The organism is Syntrophorhabdales bacterium, from assembly GCA_035541455.1.
Lineage (GTDB): Bacteria > Desulfobacterota > Syntrophorhabdia > Syntrophorhabdales > WCHB1-27 > JADGQN01.
Genome location: DATKNH010000117.1, coordinates 1 through 19,949 on the forward strand (window position 1 = coordinate 1; position 19,949 = coordinate 19,949).

General features: G+C 53.0%; 20 protein-coding genes. 13 read left to right on the top strand and 7 right to left on the bottom strand.

The genetic code is table 11. From position 1 onward, the window contains the following. On the bottom strand, window positions 1-404 hold a 404-nt coding region (locus VMT71_12500), incomplete at its 3' end, for a cysteine rich repeat-containing protein (GenBank protein ID HVN24786.1). Window positions 405-669: 265 nt separating this feature from the next. Between VMT71_12500 and VMT71_12505 the strand changes: the two genes are divergently transcribed. After that, a complete protein-coding gene (locus VMT71_12505) occupies window positions 670-942 on the top strand; it encodes a hypothetical protein (protein HVN24787.1) in 273 nt (90 codons plus the stop codon). 461 nt (window positions 943-1,403) lie between these two features. Here the strand turns inward: VMT71_12505 and VMT71_12510 are convergent, their stop codons facing one another. The 3 genes from VMT71_12510 to VMT71_12520 form a co-directional block, all read right to left on the bottom strand. Further along, window positions 1,404-3,581: a molybdopterin-dependent oxidoreductase gene (locus VMT71_12510; GenBank protein HVN24788.1), complete on the bottom strand. Its 2,178-nt coding sequence runs from the start codon at window positions 3,579-3,581 to the stop codon at window positions 1,404-1,406. 196 nt (window positions 3,582-3,777) lie between these two features. Beyond that, window positions 3,778-4,827, bottom strand: coding sequence for a tartrate dehydrogenase (locus VMT71_12515; GenBank protein ID HVN24789.1), 1,050 nt, complete (start codon window positions 4,825-4,827; stop codon window positions 3,778-3,780). A 60-nt stretch (window positions 4,828-4,887) separates the two neighbouring features. Further along, a complete protein-coding gene (locus VMT71_12520) occupies window positions 4,888-5,358 on the bottom strand; it encodes an acyl-CoA thioesterase (protein HVN24790.1) in 471 nt (156 codons plus the stop codon). Window positions 5,359-5,484: 126 nt separating this feature from the next. Between VMT71_12520 and VMT71_12525 the strand changes: the two genes are divergently transcribed. After that, window positions 5,485-6,183 (top strand): SDR family oxidoreductase, encoded by a 699-nt coding sequence (locus VMT71_12525; GenBank protein HVN24791.1) that lies wholly within the window; start codon window positions 5,485-5,487, stop codon window positions 6,181-6,183. Window positions 6,184-6,484: 301 nt separating this feature from the next. On the opposite strand, the gene VMT71_12530 is transcribed toward VMT71_12525, so the two are convergent. Beyond that, window positions 6,485-7,636, bottom strand: a complete 1,152-nt coding sequence (locus VMT71_12530) for a radical SAM protein (protein ID HVN24792.1) — start codon at window positions 7,634-7,636, stop codon at window positions 6,485-6,487. Between the two features lie 463 nt (window positions 7,637-8,099). Here VMT71_12530 and rpsB point away from each other — a divergent pair, with 463 nt between their 5' ends. The 10 genes from rpsB (at window position 8,100) to VMT71_12580 (ending at window position 16,771) form a co-directional block, all read left to right on the top strand. Then, window positions 8,100-8,900 carry a 30S ribosomal protein S2 gene (gene rpsB, locus VMT71_12535; protein HVN24793.1) on the top strand — a complete coding sequence of 267 codons (801 nt, stop codon included), beginning with the start codon at window positions 8,100-8,102 and terminating at the stop codon, window positions 8,898-8,900. A 124-nt stretch (window positions 8,901-9,024) separates the two neighbouring features. Continuing rightward, window positions 9,025-9,633 (top strand): translation elongation factor Ts, encoded by a 609-nt coding sequence (gene tsf / locus VMT71_12540; protein ID HVN24794.1) that lies wholly within the window; start codon window positions 9,025-9,027, stop codon window positions 9,631-9,633. Beyond that, complete coding sequence (gene pyrH, locus VMT71_12545; GenBank protein ID HVN24795.1) at window positions 9,634-10,344, top strand: UMP kinase; 711 nt, start codon at window positions 9,634-9,636, stop codon at window positions 10,342-10,344. Window positions 10,345-10,346: 2 nt separating this feature from the next. Further along, on the top strand, window positions 10,347-10,904 hold the full coding sequence (gene frr / locus VMT71_12550; protein ID HVN24796.1) for a ribosome recycling factor: 558 nt from the start codon (window positions 10,347-10,349) through the stop codon (window positions 10,902-10,904). 11 nt (window positions 10,905-10,915) lie between these two features. Further along, a complete protein-coding gene (locus VMT71_12555; GenBank protein ID HVN24797.1) occupies window positions 10,916-11,632 on the top strand; it encodes an isoprenyl transferase in 717 nt (238 codons plus the stop codon). Next, window positions 11,633-12,430 (top strand): phosphatidate cytidylyltransferase, encoded by a 798-nt coding sequence (locus tag VMT71_12560; GenBank protein HVN24798.1) that lies wholly within the window; start codon window positions 11,633-11,635, stop codon window positions 12,428-12,430. After that, window positions 12,427-13,578, top strand: coding sequence for a 1-deoxy-D-xylulose-5-phosphate reductoisomerase (dxr, locus tag VMT71_12565; GenBank protein ID HVN24799.1), 1,152 nt, complete (start codon window positions 12,427-12,429; stop codon window positions 13,576-13,578). Before VMT71_12560 ends, dxr begins: the two co-directional genes overlap by 4 nt. Further along, window positions 13,571-14,680: an RIP metalloprotease RseP gene (rseP, locus tag VMT71_12570; GenBank protein HVN24800.1), complete on the top strand. Its 1,110-nt coding sequence runs from the start codon at window positions 13,571-13,573 to the stop codon at window positions 14,678-14,680. The genes dxr and rseP overlap by 8 nt, the downstream gene beginning before the upstream one ends. Beyond that, window positions 14,670-15,377: a tRNA (adenosine(37)-N6)-threonylcarbamoyltransferase complex dimerization subunit type 1 TsaB gene (gene tsaB / locus VMT71_12575; GenBank protein ID HVN24801.1), complete on the top strand. Its 708-nt coding sequence runs from the start codon at window positions 14,670-14,672 to the stop codon at window positions 15,375-15,377. The genes rseP and tsaB overlap by 11 nt, the downstream gene beginning before the upstream one ends. 185 nt (window positions 15,378-15,562) lie before the next feature. Then, window positions 15,563-16,771: a homocysteine biosynthesis protein gene (locus VMT71_12580; protein HVN24802.1), complete on the top strand. Its 1,209-nt coding sequence runs from the start codon at window positions 15,563-15,565 to the stop codon at window positions 16,769-16,771. A gap of 20 nt (window positions 16,772-16,791) precedes the next feature. Here the strand turns inward: VMT71_12580 and VMT71_12585 are convergent, their stop codons facing one another. Together VMT71_12585 and VMT71_12590 are read right to left on the bottom strand one after the other, a co-directional pair. Further along, window positions 16,792-17,304 (bottom strand): Hsp20/alpha crystallin family protein, encoded by a 513-nt coding sequence (locus tag VMT71_12585; protein ID HVN24803.1) that lies wholly within the window; start codon window positions 17,302-17,304, stop codon window positions 16,792-16,794. Between the two features lie 150 nt (window positions 17,305-17,454). Further along, on the bottom strand, window positions 17,455-17,913 hold the full coding sequence (locus VMT71_12590; GenBank protein ID HVN24804.1) for a thioesterase family protein: 459 nt from the start codon (window positions 17,911-17,913) through the stop codon (window positions 17,455-17,457). A gap of 95 nt (window positions 17,914-18,008) precedes the next feature. On the opposite strand from VMT71_12590, the gene VMT71_12595 reads away from it, so the two are divergent. Further along, on the top strand, window positions 18,009-19,949 hold the full coding sequence (locus tag VMT71_12595; protein ID HVN24805.1) for a hypothetical protein: 1,941 nt from the start codon (window positions 18,009-18,011) through the stop codon (window positions 19,947-19,949).

Consider the following 19,949-nt stretch of genomic DNA (forward strand, 5'->3'; position numbering starts at 1 on the left):
CCGACGTCCTTCAGCGCCTGGCTGCAACGTTTACTTATTTTGCTTTGCTGCTTATCCAGACAGGTGAGCAGTCTGCCTTCTCCCGGCTGTATGGCTGAGCAGTATGCTTTCAGGTCGTCTTTACACTCGTTTGCCACATAGGTCAGGGCCGTGACTGCTCGCTCCAGCTGGGCGGCTGCATCATACAATGAATATTCGCAGCGTGGTGACAGTTTGTCCTCATAGGCAAAGAGACAGGCAAGAAGACGCCCTTCGCCGGGTGTTACATTCTTGCAGTAAGTTTCAAATTCCTTCTGACAGCCGTCGAGAACCGTTTCTACGGGCCCTTTGTCTGCTGCCAGCGCGTCACCGGTAAAGAGTACTGCAAGAAAAAAGCACAACCCCAAAATCAATCCACGGCCCATCTTTTTCTCCTCCTTCTTTCATCGTTTTTTGTGGTCTCCTGCAACGACCCCAGATAAGCTTGCGCTCCATTGATAATAGCATGGTCCCGATACTCACTCAATATAGTTGTGGATTAGACGAAGCGTTCTTGTAATGAGAGTCGTCGATCCAGGCGTTCGCGAGCGCAAGTTCAAATCGAAGCTTGACACCTGAGGTCGAGGGACACAGAATTGCACTAGGTGCAAGTATACTAAACTCAAAACCCAGGTAGAAAGGAGAAGCGCCGTGGAAGAAGACAGACTGGTGCAAAAAGCCTACACTGCTGTCACGGAACATTTTGTGAAGACCGGGAGGGCACCGCACTATACGGAACTTTCAGCAACACTCGGGCTGAGCCCTGAAAAGGCGAGGCAGGTGCAGCGTAAGGCGGCCGAAGCTTCCGTTGCCTGCTGGTTCGTGAACGAGACAGATTATGTTGAGTCATGGGCGCCCTTTTCAAATGTGCCTACCCACTATCTCATAACCATAAAGGGAGAGCAAAAGTGGTACGGGCAGTGAGGGCTTGAGGCGCTGGCCGTGCGCTGGCTCTTTCCCGGAAGTGAGATTCGCATAGAGACGCGTTGCCTGGATTGTGGCGAGCCCATACTTGTTCGAATGCGCGATGAGAATATACTCGAAGTTGATCCAACCACCGCCGTAGGACACGTGAACATCCCGTTCTCGAATGTGTTAACGGGAAAGGCAACCTGGGGCTTGGCTTGAAGCCGCATGAACCTCTTCCGGTCGGAAGAGCACGTGAAAAATTGGCCACACTATGATCCCGTTTCAGCGGAGTCTATCATGCCTTTGTCCAGCTGGGCGCAGGCATTCAGTGGACCACTCATGCGGAATCGTTTGGCGCCGGATTACCTCTCCCACGCGAAGGAGTATGCCTCTGAGCTGTTCGTGTCGCTAAAGAACATGGGAAAGGCAGGTCAGTTCTGGACTCCGTAATAGGGATTCCGAACCCTGACGTTTGTTTACGCTTTCTCGATCCGGCACATAAGCGCTGTGTGAGGCCAGCCGCCGATCTCCGGGCTGCAAAATTCCGGTGTGTCAGGGCAAAGCACGTTGGCGTTCGATTCGAACACACCGAATAGATCGGGCTCAGCCTCCTGCCGCTCAGGAAACCACCAGCCGTGATCTGCATCTGCCATGCGCCGATCGACCATGTCGGAAAGAGCGAGGCGCATGCGGATGCTCCCTAGGGGAGTCTCCAGCTTGACGTTGTCGCCTTCAAGGAGCTTCAGGCTCTTTGCCGTTTCCGGGTGGATGGTCACCAGAGGATCGGGTCTTCTTTTTCTCGCAGCCTCGATCTGCCTCTGTTCTGAGTGATACATCGGCATGAATCGGCTTCCCGTTATGAGAACAAGAGGGAACGTCTCGGTCAGCTTCTCGGCTCCCACCGGACTGTGTGCCATCTCCCGATAAACCGGAAGGGGCTCGCAATTAAGGGCCTCGAAGGTGCTCGACCGTAGCTCCACCTTTCCTGATGGCGTACCGAAACCGTATTTCTTATAGCGTCCGAATTCCGGCTTTCCGAAGAGTCCGTTCTGTTCAAGGAGCTGGTCAAACGTCAGGCCCACAGGTGCGAGCCTGAAGTTCCACACCTCGTCAACGGTTTCCCATGGCCACTCTGCGCTTTGTCCAAGCCGCACTGCCAGACCGCGCCAGAAATCATAGGTGTTGCGACGCTCGTAAAGGGGCTGGATTCCTCTCGGGCAGGCCACGCAGAAAGCGCCTGTCAGCCAGAGTTCTGTCGTCTCGACCGTAGAACATATGGGAAACACGTAATCGGCAAGCGCTGCAGAAGGGGTGAGGTAGTAGTCGCCGACTGCGTAGAGTTCCAGGCTCTTCAGGGCTTCATAGGTGTGATGCGGATTCGGCAGCGACAGCAGGGGGTTGCTGGCCACCGAAATAGCGGCAGTGACCGGATAAGGTTGTTTCGTGATCATGGCGTCAAACACCGAACGCGCGTGAGCCGTGCAGGTCATATCAGCATTCGGCGGACGCATGTAGGTGCGGGGAAGGCGGCGGTTTGCGTCATCGTTTCTCGACCACCCCGGAAAACCGAAAAAAGGGTATCTGTCAGCGCCCAGCTGCTTTGCGCGCTGTGCAGCCGGTATCGCGTCGTTGCGCTGCATTTCCTCGTCGCTGATGATGCTCCCGATCGGATCATTGCAGCCCAATGTCTCACCACCGGGAATATCCATATTTCCCGTGAGGGCCTTGAGGCAGCATCTCGCCCTCGCAGCCTGGGTGGCGTTGATGCCCTGCTTGTCAATACCGAAGCCCCAGGTGATAACTGCTGGTTTTGTCGAGGCGTAGCAGCGGGCCGAAGCGATTACCTGCTCGGGAGTGAGCCACGTGATCTCCGCCACTTTTTGAGGCGTGTAGCTTTGGGCCGCGGCCTTGAGATCTTCGAACCCGACGGTCCAGTTGGCCACGAATTCAGGATCATAGAGACCTTCTTCGATGATGATGCGTATCCAGCCAAGCATAAGGGCCGCGTCCGTTCCGGGCCTGATGGGTAGCCACATATCTGCTTTCTCCGCCTCTGCAATACGGCGGGGGTCTACAACAATAAGCTTCGCGCCGTTATTCTTTGCATGGAGGATCATGGGATAGAGACCTACAGGCTCCGATTCTGATGGGCCATGCCCCCAGAGCACCACGCATTTGGTGTGCAGTACGTCAGGCCAGGTGAAGCCGCCGAAGGTTGCGTATTCAACCGCCTGGGTCGGGCACATACAGACTGTATTTGCGCCGCACACATTCGGGGAACCGAAGAGGTTGAAGAATCTGCGCTCGTCCCAGTGGTACGTGCGTTTGGTGCCGTGTGTAAATGCGAGGGCTTCCGCTCCGTGCTTGTCGCGCAGGTGTTCGAGCTTCTCCGCCACTTCGTCCAGCGCCTGTTCCCAGCTGAGGCGCTGCCATTTCCCCGAACCTTTGTCACCCTGCCGTTTCACTGGATAATTAATTCTGTCGGGGTGATGGACATGATCCGCCATCAGGGCTCCTCTGGAGCATATCTTGCCCCTCGTTATAGGATGTTGCGGATCCCCTGTCACCTTGACGATTCTGCCGTTTTCCAGTTCCAGAAGAAGACCGCACCGGGGATGGCACAAACCACAATAAGATCGTCTGCTCTCGGCCATGGAACGCCCTCCTTTGTCCTTCTAAAGTGCTATAAGCAAATCCTGTGAACGCCAGTTTCAGCTTTGTATGTCATCCGTCGATGCCTTAGCCAGTCGGAGGCGAAGATACGTGGCCTCCTTGAAACCAGTTTAGCAGCATATCAGGAGAGATTCTACGGATTTTTCGTTAAGGAATTGGATGGCATTTCCTTACCAGTCACAGAGAATTGATGACGGCGTCGCCTACTTCCCGGGTCGTGGCTGAACCGCCGAGATCAGGCGTCTTGATGCCCTGCTCACCGGTGACAGCCTCGAGGGCTTTCTCTATGGCTTGTGCTGCCTCTGTATAGCCAAGGTGCTCCAGCATCATGGCGCCCGACCATATCTGACCGATCGGGTTTGCGACGCCTCTCCCAGCGATGTCCGGTGCGGATCCGTGTACCGGCTCAAACATCGAAGGAAATTCCCGCTCCGGGTTGAGGTTCGCCGACGGAGCAATCCCGAGGCTTCCTGCAATGGCGGGCCCGAGGTCTGACAGGATGTCGCCGAAGAGGTTGCTGCCTACCACGACGTCGAACCTCTCCGGGTGCAGCACGAACTGGGCGCATAAATTATCGATATGGTACTGGTCGGCTTGTACATCCGGGTACTTCCGGGTGATGGACCAGAAGACCTCATCCCAGAAGGGCATGGTGTAAATGATCCCGTTCGATTTCGTGGCCGAGGTCACATGTCTCTTCCTCTTCCGGCCCAGCTCGAACGCAAAGCGCGTGACGCTTTCCACTCCCTTCCGCGTAAACACGGATTGCTGTATTGCCATCTCCGATTCAGTGCCGTCATACAGCCTGCCGCCCACATTCGAGTACTCGCCCTCGTTATTTTCGCGGACCACGCAGATATCGATATCTCCCGGATTCAGGTTCCGAAGGGGGCTTGTCACACCCCTGAGTAATCTCACAGGTCTCAGATTCACGTATTGCCTGAACGTGCGTCGGATAGGGATCAAGAGGCCCCAGAGTGAAACGGCATCGGGTACGCCGGGTGCACCCACCGCACCGAGATAAATGGCATCATGCCGCTTAAGAATCGCGAGTCCGTCCTGCGGCATCATCGATCCGTTCGCGAGATAATATTCGCAACTCCACGGGAAAGTCTGCCATGTTATGCTGAAACCGAACTTCTTCCCTGCGGCGTCGATGACGCTCATCCCTACCGGTGCGACTTCCTTGCCGATGCCGTCACCGGGAATTACTGCTATTCGTTTCATCTTTTCCTCCGTAGCTTTCCGAAATCGCTATCATTAGTGTCTCCAGACAGGGAGCCTCTTCTAAGGGTTCTCCCGCTCCTGCTTACGGATGTTTCGTCGGGCCAGAGCTTTGCGGAAACGGCGCTCCTGTTCCTCATTTTCGAGGATCAGAGGCGCAACCGGCGTAGGCTTTGAATCAGCGCCCAGGGCCACGTAGGTCAGGTATGCTGAAGCCGCGTGACGCACCTCTCCCGTGAGCAGGTTTTCAGCCTCGACTCTTACGCCTACATCCATGGAAGTCCTTCCAGCCATGTTGATGCTTGCTTTGAAGGTCACAAGATCTCCGACGAGGACAGGATGATCGAAACTCAAACGGTCTATCGATACTGTAACCACATTGCTCCGGGCGTGCCGGTAAGCAACTGCTCCGCCCGCATCGTCAATGAGTTTCATTATTACGCCGCCATGTACATTGCCTGCGATGTTTGCATCTTGCGGAGACATGAGTTGAGCCATCAGCACCGCGCTCTCGCTGACTTTCTTCCCTTCCATTAAATGCCTCCTCTAAAGCCGGTGATAGTATTCCATGTTGTTACTTAGCGTACTTGAAGCTAAATAGCAATCAAATACCCATGGGCTTCATCTGTTCTATATTCTCTTACAGGAAAGGAGGTTTATATGGATCGTATTGTTCTTATCACCGGCTCCACTCGTGGTATAGGCTATGCGACTGCCGCTGAATTCCTGAAGCATGATGATCGTGTGATCGTCTTCTGTCGGCATGAGGTTCATACGGACGTAGCCGTGAGGCGTCTTGGGGGTATCGGCAATGAACAAAATGTCCTGGGTCTTGTGGGTGACGTCAGGGAAGAAAAGGATGTGAAGAAGATTGTGGGGCAAAGCCTAAGATACTATGGCAGGATCGATGTTCTGATTAACAATGCGGGCGTTGCTGCGTACAGGTCCATCGAAGAGACGAGCGGGAAAGAGTTTGACCGAATCATAGAGACCAACCTGAAGGGGACCTTTCTCTTTATGCGCCATGTCATTCCGGTCATGAAACGGGAGAAGAAAGGTGTCATCATCAACATCTCCTCAGCGATGGGCATTGAAGCAGAAGCTGATTTCTCGGCCTATTCCGCATCTAAGTTCGGTGTGATCGGCCTTACAAAAGCAGCCGCCGAGGAGATATCCGAGCAACAAATTCCCGTCTATGGGGTGCTACCTTGGGCCGTCGACACTACACTGCTTGCAGGCAGCGGCCTCGAGCTCGACCCCGCGGATGTGCTTGAACCTGAATACGTAGCCCGCAAGATTTTCAATGTCGCCAAGGGAACGAAAAAATCCGGCGCGCTAATTAAAGTCTATCCGAGATAGATTTTACAAAAGACTTTCGTTCCACGAGTTAGGCGCTCCCGGTCTGACCCGCGCTCCGCTCCGCCTCCTTCGGCTCTCATTGCGAACATTTCCCCAGATTGTTTGTGCTCTGGCGATTCGCAAAATTACTTGTGTTTACGCTTACTCATGCCTCGGAGTCAGGCACGCCGCGCCGCGCCCATACGGATGCGCGGCACCAGTCGTCTCCACTGCCGGGCTCCCGCGATACTCGTTCCACGAAAGTCTTCCGTCTGGCCTGCGATCTGTACCGGATTTTAGTGACATCAATACGTTGAACTATTTAGATGTAATGTTCTAGTAACAGTGACAGCTGCTTCTCCACGCCCCCGGGTTCTTTCTCTTCAATCTCCCGGATGGCTTTTTTGAGCCGTGCGTATGTAACCTGGTCGTTGAGGTCGTCGAGGCTCCGATACATACCCGCTCTCCTGCCCATCCTGTACACGAGCCTTTGCTCGTTACTGAGGGCAAAATAACGGTCGATGAGATCGAGGATTTTTTGTTTATCTTCCGGTAGTTTCCCGTCGATCTCCTCGAGGAGATTAAGTATGTGATCGCTCTTTATAGAGCTCGTGATGCCGTCGAGATGTTCGACGAGGAGCCTTATTTCTTTGACTATCTCTTCGTCGGAAGGAAGCAGGAAGTCGCCGCTTTCCAGCTTCTTGTAGAGCAGCATTCCTTTTACTACCTTGAGTGTCCTGAACCTTATGTAATCGGGATCGATCTCGTTGAGTGCATCTGCTGTTTCGAGAGCATGTTCCCGCCACCACGTGCGGCCTCCGAGACCACACACAACGTATTCGGAGAGCTCTATCCCAGCTTCTTTAACCCTTTTGCCGGCGGTTACGTGCTGCTCCTTGGTCACCCCTTTGCGCATGTACTTGAGTAAAAAGTCTGAGCCGGTCTCCATGCCCAGGTGAAGGCGCGTCAGTCCCGCTTCTTTGAGACGCTTCAGATCCTCAGCGGACCACAGCTGGGCCAGGGTTTGGGAACGGGCATAGGAAGTAATCCTGTCAATAGTGGGGAAGGTTTTCTTGAGATAGAGAAGCGCCGCAATCAGGTCGTCAGGCTTCATTACCAGGGAGTTTGCATCCTGGATGAAGACGTTCTTCGCGCCGAAATACATCCAGACGACAACACTCCTGAAACACTCATTGAAGGTCTGCCGGGCAAAGAGGCTCTCGACGAAGCCTTCAGAAAGCTTCCCTCCGTGGCCCTCTTTCCATGAAAGCGCAATGATTTCGTCCTGGATTTTCTTGACGGTGTCTATGTCTCTCTCGATATCGGTGCGAGACCTTTTCTCGAACTTTTTGCCCTTGTAGAGGTGGCAGAATTCGCATTTATTCCAGGGACAGTTCCGTGTGAAGCGAACGAGAAGGCTGTAGGCCTCGCTTGGCGGCCTTATGGGCCCGATCTCGAACCTCAGACTGCTCATTCTTTCTCGGGGTGCACGGGAAAAGCAGGCGTAGACATTTTCGACATCTGTTTCTTACGTCTTTTTCCGAGGTTGGCTTTCTTCCTTTTGCGTTTCAGCTCTGTCATTTTCGTATTGGATGGCATAATTCCTCCTTTGAAGGTGAGACTTTAACGTATCATAAAACATCGTTTGCCTCAACATTGCCGGACACCACCCCGGTCACCAGAGCGGCTATCAGACCTCTGACGGCAAATGAAGCGGCGTGGGAATTCAGAATCTCTTAGTATACAGTCTGAGGTCTGATGTCAATTGCCCGAGGTCGGCTTTGGGGTTACTTTTCTCTTGCATATTGAAGGTTTATGCGCTAAACTACTCGACTGTAGTTCAAAACCATTCTGCACGTCTTTCAATTGGCAGCAAGGTGCACCTCAGTGTCTGCTCCCAAAGTGCGAAAGGCGGAAGAAAATAACCGGAGGTCTTGATGTCTAATCTCACCATTAAGCAGTTGCTCGAAGCCGGTGTCCATTTCGGGCACCAGACAAAACGCTGGAATCCGAAAATGAAGCCTTACATTTTCGGGGCCAGAAACGGCATTTACATTATTGACCTGCAGAGGACGTTGAAGATGTTCAAAGAGGCGTATAACTTCGTAAAAGAGGTTGCCTCCCGAAATGAGTATGTACTTTTTGTGGGGACGAAAAAGCAGGCCCAGGAGGGAATCGTCGAGGAGGCCAAAAGGTGCAGCGCATTCTACGTGAATGTGCGCTGGTTGGGCGGCACCCTGACAAACTACCAGACGATCGAAAAGAGCATCGACAGGCTTCGCAAGTACGAGGAACTGAAAGGGAGTGACATCTTCAAAGTGCTGCCAAAAAAGGAAGCTATTAGCGTAGACAAGGAGATAGAGAAGCTGGAAAAGAATCTCGGGGGCATAAAGGGTATGGATCGCCTGCCCGGCGCCCTCTATATTGTTGATCCGAAAAAAGAGTACATTGCGGTAAACGAGGCTAAGAAACTGGGCATACCAACAGTGGGTATCGTTGATACCAACTGTGATCCCGACGATATAGACTACATTATTCCCGGGAACGACGATGCCATCAGGGCGATCAAGCTGATCACCAGCAAGATCGCCGATGCGGTTCTCGAAGGTCGCGCTCTGTACGTTGAGGAGTTTGAAGCCAAGGAAGAAGAGAAGGAGGGCCCAAAGCCTTTCATTGACGAGAGCGTGCTCGAAGAGAAATACGACGAAGATGAGACTGATGGGGCTGATGAAGTATAGCGTGTGAGTCCCAATAGTCATTGGCCCCGAAGGGGTAGCGAGCACGGCTCGCGCGAGAGAGGAGGCTCCACGGACTTTGTTCGTGGAGGGGGCGACGTGAGTCCCAATAAATTGAAGGGAGTGTTTGATGGAAATATCTGCAGAATTAGTTAAGAAACTACGCGAAAAGACAGGTGTAGGGCTCATGGATTGCAAAGAAGCCCTCAGGTCCGCTAACGGCGACATGGAGAAAGCGGTTGACTATCTGCGCGAGAAGGGTCTGGCAAAGCTGGCGAAGCGCGCGGGACGGGCAGCCACCGAAGGTTCGATATCGGCTTACATCCACACAGGTGGTAAGGTAGGAGCCATGGTGGAAGTGAACTGCGAGAGTGACTTTGTTGCCAAGACCGGCGAGTTTCAGGCGTTTGTGAAGGATGTGGTGATGCAGATCACCGCTTCAAATCCGCTCTACGTGAGAAGAGAAGAGGTTCCGGCCGAGGTCCTTGAAAGAGAGAAGACCATTTACAGGAACCAGGCGCGGGAGTCGGGGAAACCAGAGAAGATCCTGGAAAAGATAGCTGAGGGAAAATTGGAAAAGTTCTACCAGGAAGTTTGCCTGATGGAGCAGCCCTTCATTAAGAACCCGGACATTACCGTGAAAGAATTACTCGAGGAGCTGGTGACAAAGCTCGGCGAACACATCCTGATCAGAAGGTTTGTCAGATTTCAACTTGGGGAAACCGTGGAAAGCTAAATGACCCCTTACAACAGGATCCTTCTGAAACTGAGTGGCGAAGCTCTCATGGGTGATGCAGGGTACGGCATTGATCCCAGAATGATGAAGCATATTGCCTTGCAGGTGAAGGACGTCAAGGACCTGGGCGTGACCGTCGCTATCGTGGTGGGAGGCGGTAACATTTACAGGGGTATCAGGGCGGAAGAGCAGGGCATGGACCGCGCGACCGGCGATTACATGGGAATGATAGCCACGGTCATGAATGCGGTTGCCCTGCAGGATTGTCTCGAGACTCTGGGCATGGACACGAGGGTGCAGACTGCCATCCAGATGGCGCAGGTCGCAGAACCGTACATCCGGCGGAGGGCTATACGCCACCTCGAAAAAGGGAGAGTGGTCATATTCGCCGGAGGGACAGGGAACCCTTATTTCACCACAGACACAACTGCCGCGCTCCGGGCGATGGAAATAGGCGCTGAGGTTATTTTAAAGGCCACCCGCGTCGATGGCGTCTTCGATAAAGATCCCGAGCGTTTTTCCGACGCGGTATTCTTTCCGGAGATTACCTATCTGGAGGTGCTCAACCGCAACTTAAGGGTCATGGATGCAACGGCCATATCGCTCTGCATGGAAAACAAGCTGCCGATTATCGTCTTCAATTTGAAGGAGCAGGGAAATATGAAACGGGTAGTGGAAGGAGAACGCGTCGGCACGGTGGTGAGGGGGTAACGATGCAAAACGTCTCTCTTGGAGAGTTCGAGGAGAAGCTGAAAAAATCGGTCAATGCTCTTAAGAAAGATTTGTCAAGACTGCGCACCGGTGTGGCGTCCCCCAGTCTTCTTGAGGACATAAGGATTATCTATTATGATCAGCCGACACCGCTTAACCAGGTGGCTTCAATTTCCTCACCTGACAGCCGCACCATCGCAATCCAGCCCTGGGATACCTCAGCTATCGGCGAGATAGAGAAAGCAATCCAAAAGTCTGATCTCGGAGTTAACCCTCTCAACGATGGTAAAATCATCCGGCTCATTTTTCCCAAGCTCACGGAGGAGAGAAGGAAGGAACTGGTGAAGCAGGGGAGCAAGATGGTGGAAGCTACGAGAGTATCCATCAGGAACATCAGAAGGGACATGAACGAGAAGCTGAAAAAAATGGAAAAAGATAAGGAGCTTGCCAAGGACGATAGTTTCAAGCTCCAGGAAGATGTACAAAAGATGACCGACCGGTACATAAGTCTCTCAGAGAGTATCTACTCAGAGAAAGAGAAAGAGATTCTTCAATTCTGACAGCCGGCACAATGGACTTCAATCAGGAGAGATTGCCCCTTCATGTTGCCATTATTATGGATGGTAACGGCAGGTGGGCAAGACAGAGAAATCTGCCCCGCATTCAGGGCCATATGGCCGGTATCGAATCGGTGCGGGAAGCGGTAACCGCAACGAGGGAGATCGGCATACCCTACCTGACCCTTTATGCCTTTTCAAAAGAGAATTGGTCGAGGCCTCAGGATGAGGTACGGGGCCTCCTGCAACTTCTGGAGCTCTATCTCCAGAAAGAGCTGCCCATGATGATGGAGCATCAGATCCGATTCTGCGCGATCGGTGATTTGCGTGATTTGCCGAAAAAGCTTCAGTCCATGCTGAACGATGTGATGAAACAGACGGCAAAACACAAGGCGCTGACGTTGAACATAGCCCTTTCTTACAGCGGAAGAGAGGAGATACTGCACGCCGTGAGATCACTGCTGGAAGAGATGAAAACAGGGCGCGTCAAGCGCGTCGATGAAAAAGTCTTTGCCCGGTACCTGTACACTGCCTCCATGCCTGATCCCGACCTCCTCATCCGCACCAGCGGCGAAATGAGACTCTCGAATTTCCTGCTCTGGCAAATGGCGTACACAGAGATCTACGTGACTGAAACCCTTTGGCCGGACTTCCGGAGAGAAGCCTACGAAGAGGCCTTGATGGAATTCACCAGAAGGGAACGCAGATTCGGAAGCCTGAAGGAAGATTGAATGCGGGAGCTCACCAAGCGGATTCTGTCGGGGCTATGCATAGGTCCCGTTGTTCTCCTCCTTTTCCTTTTTCTGCCGGCGCGCTGGTTCCTGGTTTTCCTTTTCATCGTGATGTGCCTGGCGACCTATGAATTGCTTTCTATCTCGGGCACAAGACAGAAGCTGCTCATCGGCGCTCTTGCGGTTCTTTCGATCATCCCCTTATACGGGTCTTCGCCACGCGCATTCATTGCGTGGCTCCTCTTCTCGCCCCTTGTTTTCCTTGTGTACCGCATGATTATGTCAGGCGAGGAATCAGAAGGCGTCAACGAGGAGATCGCCTCCCGCGTAGCAGTAATAGTTGTTTCACAGATTTTTATTGTCCTCCCTCTTTTTTATTTCTACCTGCTCAGGGAGGTGAACCTCTATCTTCCCATCATCCTCGTTCTCACCATATGGGCGAGCGACACGGGCGCCTACTTCATCGGTAAGACTTTCGGAAAGAAGCGGCTCGCACCCGCGATCAGCCCGAAGAAGACATACGCGGGGTTGTTCGGGGCACTCTTCGGCGGGGCAGTGCTGACGCTTGCTTGCGGCAGGATGCTCGACATGTCCATTTTTGAATCGGTCGCGGTCGGCGCGGTGATCGGTCTTCTTGGCCAACTCGGCGATATATTCGAGTCTATCGCAAAGAGAGTGTACAGCGTGAAAGACTCCTCCGGCCTTATCCCGGGCCACGGGGGCATGCTCGACCGGATAGACAGTTTTCTTTTTACGACACCCTTTCTCTACCACTACTTGGTAGGTCTCTCGAAATGAAAAAGCGGATCGTAGTACTGGGCTCAACAGGCTCCATAGGAAGAGCAACGCTTGAAGTCATAGAGAAGCATCAGGACCGTATGGAGGTCTACGGACTTGCCTGCAAAGAGAATGCTGAGCTGTTCGCCGCTCAACTCGCAAAGTGGAAGCCCAGGTACGCCTGTGTATTTGATCCTGAACGGGCGCGCGAGGTTTCCTTTGGCGACGCCGAAGAGCTCAGCGGTCTGGCCGGCATGAAAGAAATGGTGCGGACCGACGCCGACATCATTGTAAACGCCCTGCCGGGAAGCATTGGATTGGAGCCGACGCTGGAAGCACTTAAGAACGGAAAGACCTTGGCGCTGGCGAATAAAGAGAGTCTTGTTATGGCAGGCAGGCTGATCGCGAATCTGGCCAGTGAGGCGCCTGCCAGGCTGATCCCCGTGGACAGCGAACATTCCGCACTTCACCAGCTTCTGAACTGCAGCAATGGTGCGGAGGTTGAGACTCTTATCATTACCGCGTCGGGTGGTCCTTTCAGGAAAGCCACGAAGGAAGAACTGCGAAAGGTTCGGCCGGATGACGCAATGAAACATCCTACCTGGAAGATGGGCAAAAAGATCACCCTTGATTCAGCCACCCTCACCAATAAGGGTCTTGAAGTAATAGAGGCTCATTGGCTCTTTGGCCTGGAGCATCATCGGATAAAGGTGATGATACATCCGGAAAGCATCGTACACGGCATGGTGGAGATGCGAGACGGCTCGATATTTGCATATCTTGCACATCCGGACATGAGGATTCCTATTTCGTATGCGCTCAATGAAGAGTCGAGAACGGAACTCTCATTCGGCAAAGTGAAGCTGGCCACGCTTCGCAAGCTCACCTTTGCTGTGCCGGATGTGGAGCGCTTCCCTGCGCTGAAGCTTGCCTATGAAGCGCTTGACGCAGGTGACAGCGCTTGCATTGTTTTCAATGGGGCAAATGAGGTTGCCGCGACTGCTTTCATGGAGGGACGTATCGGGTTCACTGATATATCTCGCCTGATTGATGAGGCGTTGACCCATCATACGCGCATCCCCATAATAAAAGATGAGCACACCATATGGGAAGTGCACAGGTGGGCGCTGCACTACGTAATGGAGCGTCTGAGGAGGTCTAGTGATTAGCATAATCTATGCCGTAATTGCTCTGGCTGTGCTCATATTCGCGCATGAGCTGGGCCATTTTATAGTTGCGCGGCTGGCCAATGTGAAGGTGCTGGCGTTCTCACTCGGTTTTGGAAGAAAGCTCCTGAAGTTCACGAGAGGCGAAACGGAATATGCGATTTCCGCAGTGCCACTCGGCGGCTACGTCAAGCTTCTCGGCGAATCGCCGGATGAAGAGGTGCCTGAAGAGGAAATCCCCAGATCGTACACGCACAAGCCGCCCCTGGTAAAGATTCTTATCGGTTTTGCCGGTCCCTTCTTCAACATCGTACTTGCCTGCGTTATTTTCTTTGTTATTTTTCTGTCCGGCCAGTCGGTCCTTTCCACGAAAGTCGGCAGCGTGGAAAAGGGATTTCCAGCCGATATCGCGGGTATCAAGCCAGGAGACGTGATAACGAGCATCAACGGGAAGCCGATCGAGGAATGGTCTGAGCTGATGGATACCATGGCAAAGAGCAACCTTGCGCCGATGAAGTTCGGGGTGAGAAGGGACGGCCAATCCTTAGAGATAGTGATAACCCCGAGAGAGATGGAATCGACAAACATATTCGGCGAGAAAGTTACGCGCAAGATCATCGGCATCGTCGCTTCAAACACCTTCCTTGAGAGAAAAGAGACGCTGGGCGGGGCTGCGTCGAAGGCTGTGGTGCAGACGTATGTACTCTCGGAACTCACCGTGGTGGGCATAATCAAACTGATCAAGGGGAGCATTTCGCCGAAAAATATCGGCGGCCCCCTTCTTATTCTTGAAGCCGCCGGGAAACAGGCAAAAGAGGGCAAGAGAAGCTTCGCCTATTTCATTGCTATCATCAGCATTAACCTCGCAGTAGTGAACCTGTTGCCAATCCCGATACTGGACGGGGGTCACATCTTCTTCTATCTAATCGAAATGGTTGTGCGCCGCAGGATTTCTCAGCGTGCTATCGAGATTTCTCAAAAGGTAGGGATCACAGTCCTTATCATGATCATGGTCCTTGCTTTTTCAAACGATCTCTGCCGTCTTTTCCCTAACAATTATGTTTGCAAGTCCATTTACTCCAAGAGGCTCGATAGTGGCGGATAGGCCATTAAAGGGACAGACTGTAACCCTCGCAATCGATAACTCGCTTGGCTTCTTAAATCTTGGAGTGGCTGCCGATGGGAAACTGCTGGAAGAGAGACACGCCACGTTCGAGAAGCCGACATCCGAAATCCTGTCGGTGCACGTCAGGAACTTCCTCGCCGGTCACGACTATGTCATTACGGACGTCGGGCTTATCATAGTCACGCTGGGACCTGGATCGTTCACGGGGATCCGGGTGGCTCTGGCTTTTGCAAAGGGTCTTGCGTCGGGGCTCGGCGCGGGCCTCGTGGGCGTATCCACTCTGGATGTCCTCGCTTATCCCTTCAGGTACTTGAAAGAAGGATATGTCTGTCCCTTGATCGATGCAAAGAAAGGTGAAGTCTTCCTGGCACTCTATCGTGTGTCACAAGGCCGGTTCGAGAGGTGCACAGAGTATCAATCGCTTCGACCTGCAGTGATTGTCGATATGATAAGAACGCCGTGCGTCCTGTTCGGCTCAGGTTTAAGGCTCTGCGAGGAGAAGCTTGCACCTGTCAAGGGTCTCACTCTTATCAATGATGATTTCCAGAGAGTGAGAGCGGAGGCTCTGCTGCAGCTCGGTCTGGAAGTGTACGCTTCAGGTATCCGGAATGAGATCGCACCCATTTATGGCAGAAGGTCCGAGGCAGAGATAAAGTTCAACGTCACCGTGGGGTGACCCTCCACGGTAGGTTCGTTACGGCTCACGCTTCGCTGCCATTTCTATTTTCTATTATCGCTCTGGTATACTATTATTGGGGCTTACGTCGCCCCTTCCACGGGTATCCGGCTTGCCCGCGGGAATCTATTTTGTTTACCGCGCCGTGATCGTAAGGCTTGAGCACGTGACTCAGGAGGATTAGAGTGAAGACCATTGAAGAGATAAATGAGAAGATCAAGAAAGGCAAAGCGGTTGTTGTGACAGCAGAAGAAATGATAGGAATTGCCAAAGAGAAAGGAATGAAGGGCGCGGCGAAAGATGTGGACGTGGTTACAACAGGAACGTTCGGTCCCATGTGTTCCAGCGGCATGTTTCTGAACCTTGGCCATTCAAAGCCAAGAATAAAGATCGGAGGGGGCATCTGTCTTCTCAATGATGTGCCTTGCTACACGGGGCTTGCGGCGGTTGATGTGTATCTCGGCGCGACTGCGCTGCCCGAGGAGGACCCGAGAAACAAGGTCTATCCCGGCGAGTTCAGGTACGGAGGTGCGCACGTTATAGAAGAGTTTGTCGGTGGGAAGAATCTCAGGCTGATCGCAACCAGTTACGGCACTGACTGCTATCCGAGACGGAAAATAGAAACATATATCAACAAAGAAACAGTGAATGAGGCGTACCTCTACAATCCGCGGAACTGTTATCAGAACTACAACGTCGCGGTCAACGGCAACGACAAGGTGATCCATACATACATGGGTCTTTTGAAACCGAATTTCGGCAATGCGAACTACTGCAGCGCCGGACAGCTTTCTCCTCTCCTGAAAGATCCGATGTACCGCACGATCGGTATTGGTACCAGAATTTTTCTGGGGGGCGGTATAGGATACGTCTCCTCACATGGTACCCAACATAACCCGTCAGTGATGCGCACTCCCGAAGGTGTGGTCCGGGCGCCTGCGGGAACCCTTGCGGTCACAGGCGACGCGAAGCATATGAGCCCGTCCTTTCTGAAGGGCGCCAGTTTTACCGGGTATGGGGTCACGCTCTTCGTCGGTATAGGGATTCCCATTCCGGTTATCGATGAAGAAATGGCTTATTTTACTTCGAGGAGTGACTCTGATCTTGTGACACAGATAGTCGACTATGGAAAAGATTATCCTAACCGGGTTCCCGGGAGTCTCGGTGAGGTAAGTTATGCGCAATTGAAGTCAGGCAGCCTCAGACTCAACGGCAAAGAGATTACTGCTTCACCCATCTCCAGTTATTCGAAAGCGGTGGGAATTGCGATGACGTTGAAGGAGTGGATGCTCGCGGGTCGGTTCATGCTGACGTCCCCGGTCCAGCCTCTTCCTGGTGTGGATGTGGGCATCAAGATGAATACGCTGGAAGAATGGATACCAGAGGAGGTGTGAGCGGGTGAAGCAATGCCCTCTTATTTTGCCTTGACCGGTATCTTCTTGGTCTCCTTGATTGCTCGTGCGGTTTTTGGAAGCGTTATGTCGAGAACGCCTTTCTTAAAACTGGCCTGCACCTTATCGGTATCCACCTCGACGGTAAGAGGAATAGTTCGTGTGAAGGCGCCATAGGAGCGTTCCATCCGGTAGTAATCTTTTCCTTTATCCTCGGTTTCCTGTTTCTTTTCGCCTTTAATAGTCAGTGTGTCCCGGGTAAGCGACACCTCTACGTCCTTTTCATCCATGCCGGGCAACTCCATGGAAACCTTGATCTCCTTGTCAGTTTCGGAGACATCGACATGCGGCGTGAACACTGCGGACATCCTTTTCTCCACTGGTGCCCATGGCGATAACTGTAACCCTCCGAAGAAGTCATCGAACAGTTTATTCATCTCCCACTGGAACGCACCGAAGGGATACTCCCACTCACGCCTGACGTCCAGCTTTGTTCCCGGTGCAACTTTGGGTGTAACTTCTTTTTTTGCTGCCATGAAGACGCCTCCTCAGCTTTGTTCTGCCTTCGCTATGCACATAGTTCTATCCGTCGTGCGAAAGGCCAAAAATGCTTAACCTTTAAAGTATCATCATCGGTAGAATTAGTGTCAAGAGCCACGCCCGCCGTCTGGTGCCTCGATTCGTTGCTACGCCCTGGCCGCCAGATACTCTCTTAGATTTTTCCTGAAGGCCTCCGGTATAGGCACCATGGTGCGCTTATTGTAGTCAAAAGTCATCAGGCCTGTTTCGACGAGTGCGACCAGGGTATCACCTTTTGCGAAGCGGTGAAAGAGCCGGAAGCCGGATCGTCCCATTTCTCCTACATGGCTCTCTACACGTATCCTGTCAAAGAGAGATGCCTCCCCGGCGGTGGTAACTGCGAGGTCTCCCATGATGATGCCGGTCCTGTTATCACCGAAATCGTTCTCAGCCACGCCCAGGAGGTCAAAGAGGTGGACTCGCGCTTCGTGAGTAATCCTTGCCAGCGCATCGTGGCCCACGCGGCCCATGTGAGTGAGATGGCCTATCTGAACCTGAAATTCATAACGAAACTCGTAGACAGGCTGCTCCAGGAGTTGGACACATGGCATTGTGAGGTTGTACAACAGTTCCCTTCCGGAGGTCAAGCCTGCCTTGTTAACTTTTTCCACGGATGATCGATAACCAGACAAGGAGCAATTCCAGAAGGGATTGGTGTTTGATGGAGATAGGGCAGGTTTATGCACTGGCTAACCAACTCGCTTCCGTGGTGAGCGCGAGGTACGGCAGGGCCCAAGCCGTTGCGGCCCAGGCCGTTGCGACCGAAAGCGCAGGTATGGCGCTCGAGCCGAGGCTACCCAGCGAAGACGCTCTTCGGGCGATCGCCACTGGCGTCGCAGAGTATATCGCGACCAATAAACTCATGTCCGACGAGGGCTATCAGGCGTTCAAGGCAGAGTTTGTTTCGGATATTCCACGAGCCCTCTTGACGTTGAATGAGATGAAACTTGTGGAGAAGCTTTCTGAGCAATTGCTGGCTCAGACTCAGGTGGTGATGAACCAGCTCACCAATGAGACGGAACCGCAAGTTTCGCCTGCATTCAAACTGCAACCGGAAATAGCAGCTGCCCAACCAGATGGAAAGAACCTGGGGGAGGCTGACGAAGTGTCTGTTGCCCGCAATTCGGGTGATGTGATTGCGATTGAGATGCCTGCGCAGATTTCTGGACGCATCTCTCTGGCGTTTATTAAAGCTCCTCTGTTGATCGAAACAGGTCGACGCTCCACGGATGCCGGTCCTGACGAAATTCCCGCACCACCAATGGAAGAGGTTCCTGCCGGAACGGAAGAAGGAGCCGCAAGCTGGTCGATTCATAATAGCGTCCTGCTATCAGGTGACGAAAGAATCACACCGACCATCATCTCAACACCTCTTAATCTCGCAGTAAAGCTGCCTGGTGAGCCGATAGTCGTAACCGGGCCTGTTGTTAGGGCGAGCAGCGTTGCCGAAAGTTCTTCGGTGGCCCCCGTCGCGCAAACGTTCAGCGGCGCCCAGCAGCAGCAGGCGGACTCAGACGTTCCTTTTACACTTTCAAGTGAGGGCCCTGGACATCCCCTGTTGCGCGCGGACCTCAAGATGTTGCTTGGCGGTAAGACGGGTGAGCTTCGCATTCATTACGATGAAGCACTGATCGTGAGCAAAGTGGCTGTGCTTGTTGAACAAATGAACGGCCTGGCCCGCATTTACGAAGAACAGGGTAGGAGTGTATCAGCCGGCCGGAAAGAGCCCATTTCTGATGATAGTCCTCTGGTGCGACAGGTATTGGCCAGTGCACTCGGAATCGTGATGGACAGCAATAAGGTCTTCAGGAATCCGGCCTCCATCGGAATTTCGGCAACACATGACGGCCTGCTTGCGCTCGACCCAACGCTCTTGAAGACTGCTCTCGCATCACATAAAGAAGAAACTGTAACGATTCTCAAGTCCATAACAGGTTCACTCTACGACAATATCGGCCTCTATGTTGATCCCCGAATACTGGCGCGTTTCAGCGAGCTCCTCCAAAGCGGTGTTCCGGACAAAGCTGATCGGTCCAGAAAAGAAGAGGAGCGCCGCTGGCAAAAGGATAAGGACCTCCTTGATAAGAAGTACATGGAGCTGGAACTCCTGCTGGAAGAGTCGGGGAAACTGCGGGATTGGTTTATGAGCGTGGTTACGACTCTTGGAAGCGGCACGACGGAAAGCGACCCTGCCGATCACGTCGCGAAGCGACCTTTGCCCGCTGTTGACCTGACCTGGGACGAGGATGATGCGCCCGTGGTAGACAGACCCGGAGAACCGGGAGAACATCTTGTAGAGCAGTTCGTTGCGTCTACCTCTCTTGCACTGCAGGAGGAAGATGCCGCTGCATCTATCAAACTTCTGCTCAGGAGAAAATCTCTGTCCGATAAACTTATTGTCGAGAAGCCGCCATTGGAGCCAAAGACAGCCATGGTCTGTCTTGCGAACGAAGAACTCGTCATGGAGAAAATCGAGATTGAGCGGCAGAACCTCTTCAAAGAGCTGGATAGGCTTGCAAGGACCACGGCCGCAGCGAGAGGATACCAGTCCCGTTTTCCGTTGCCGCCGCCTATGGCGGCGTTTGTCTCCAGCGAAGGCTGA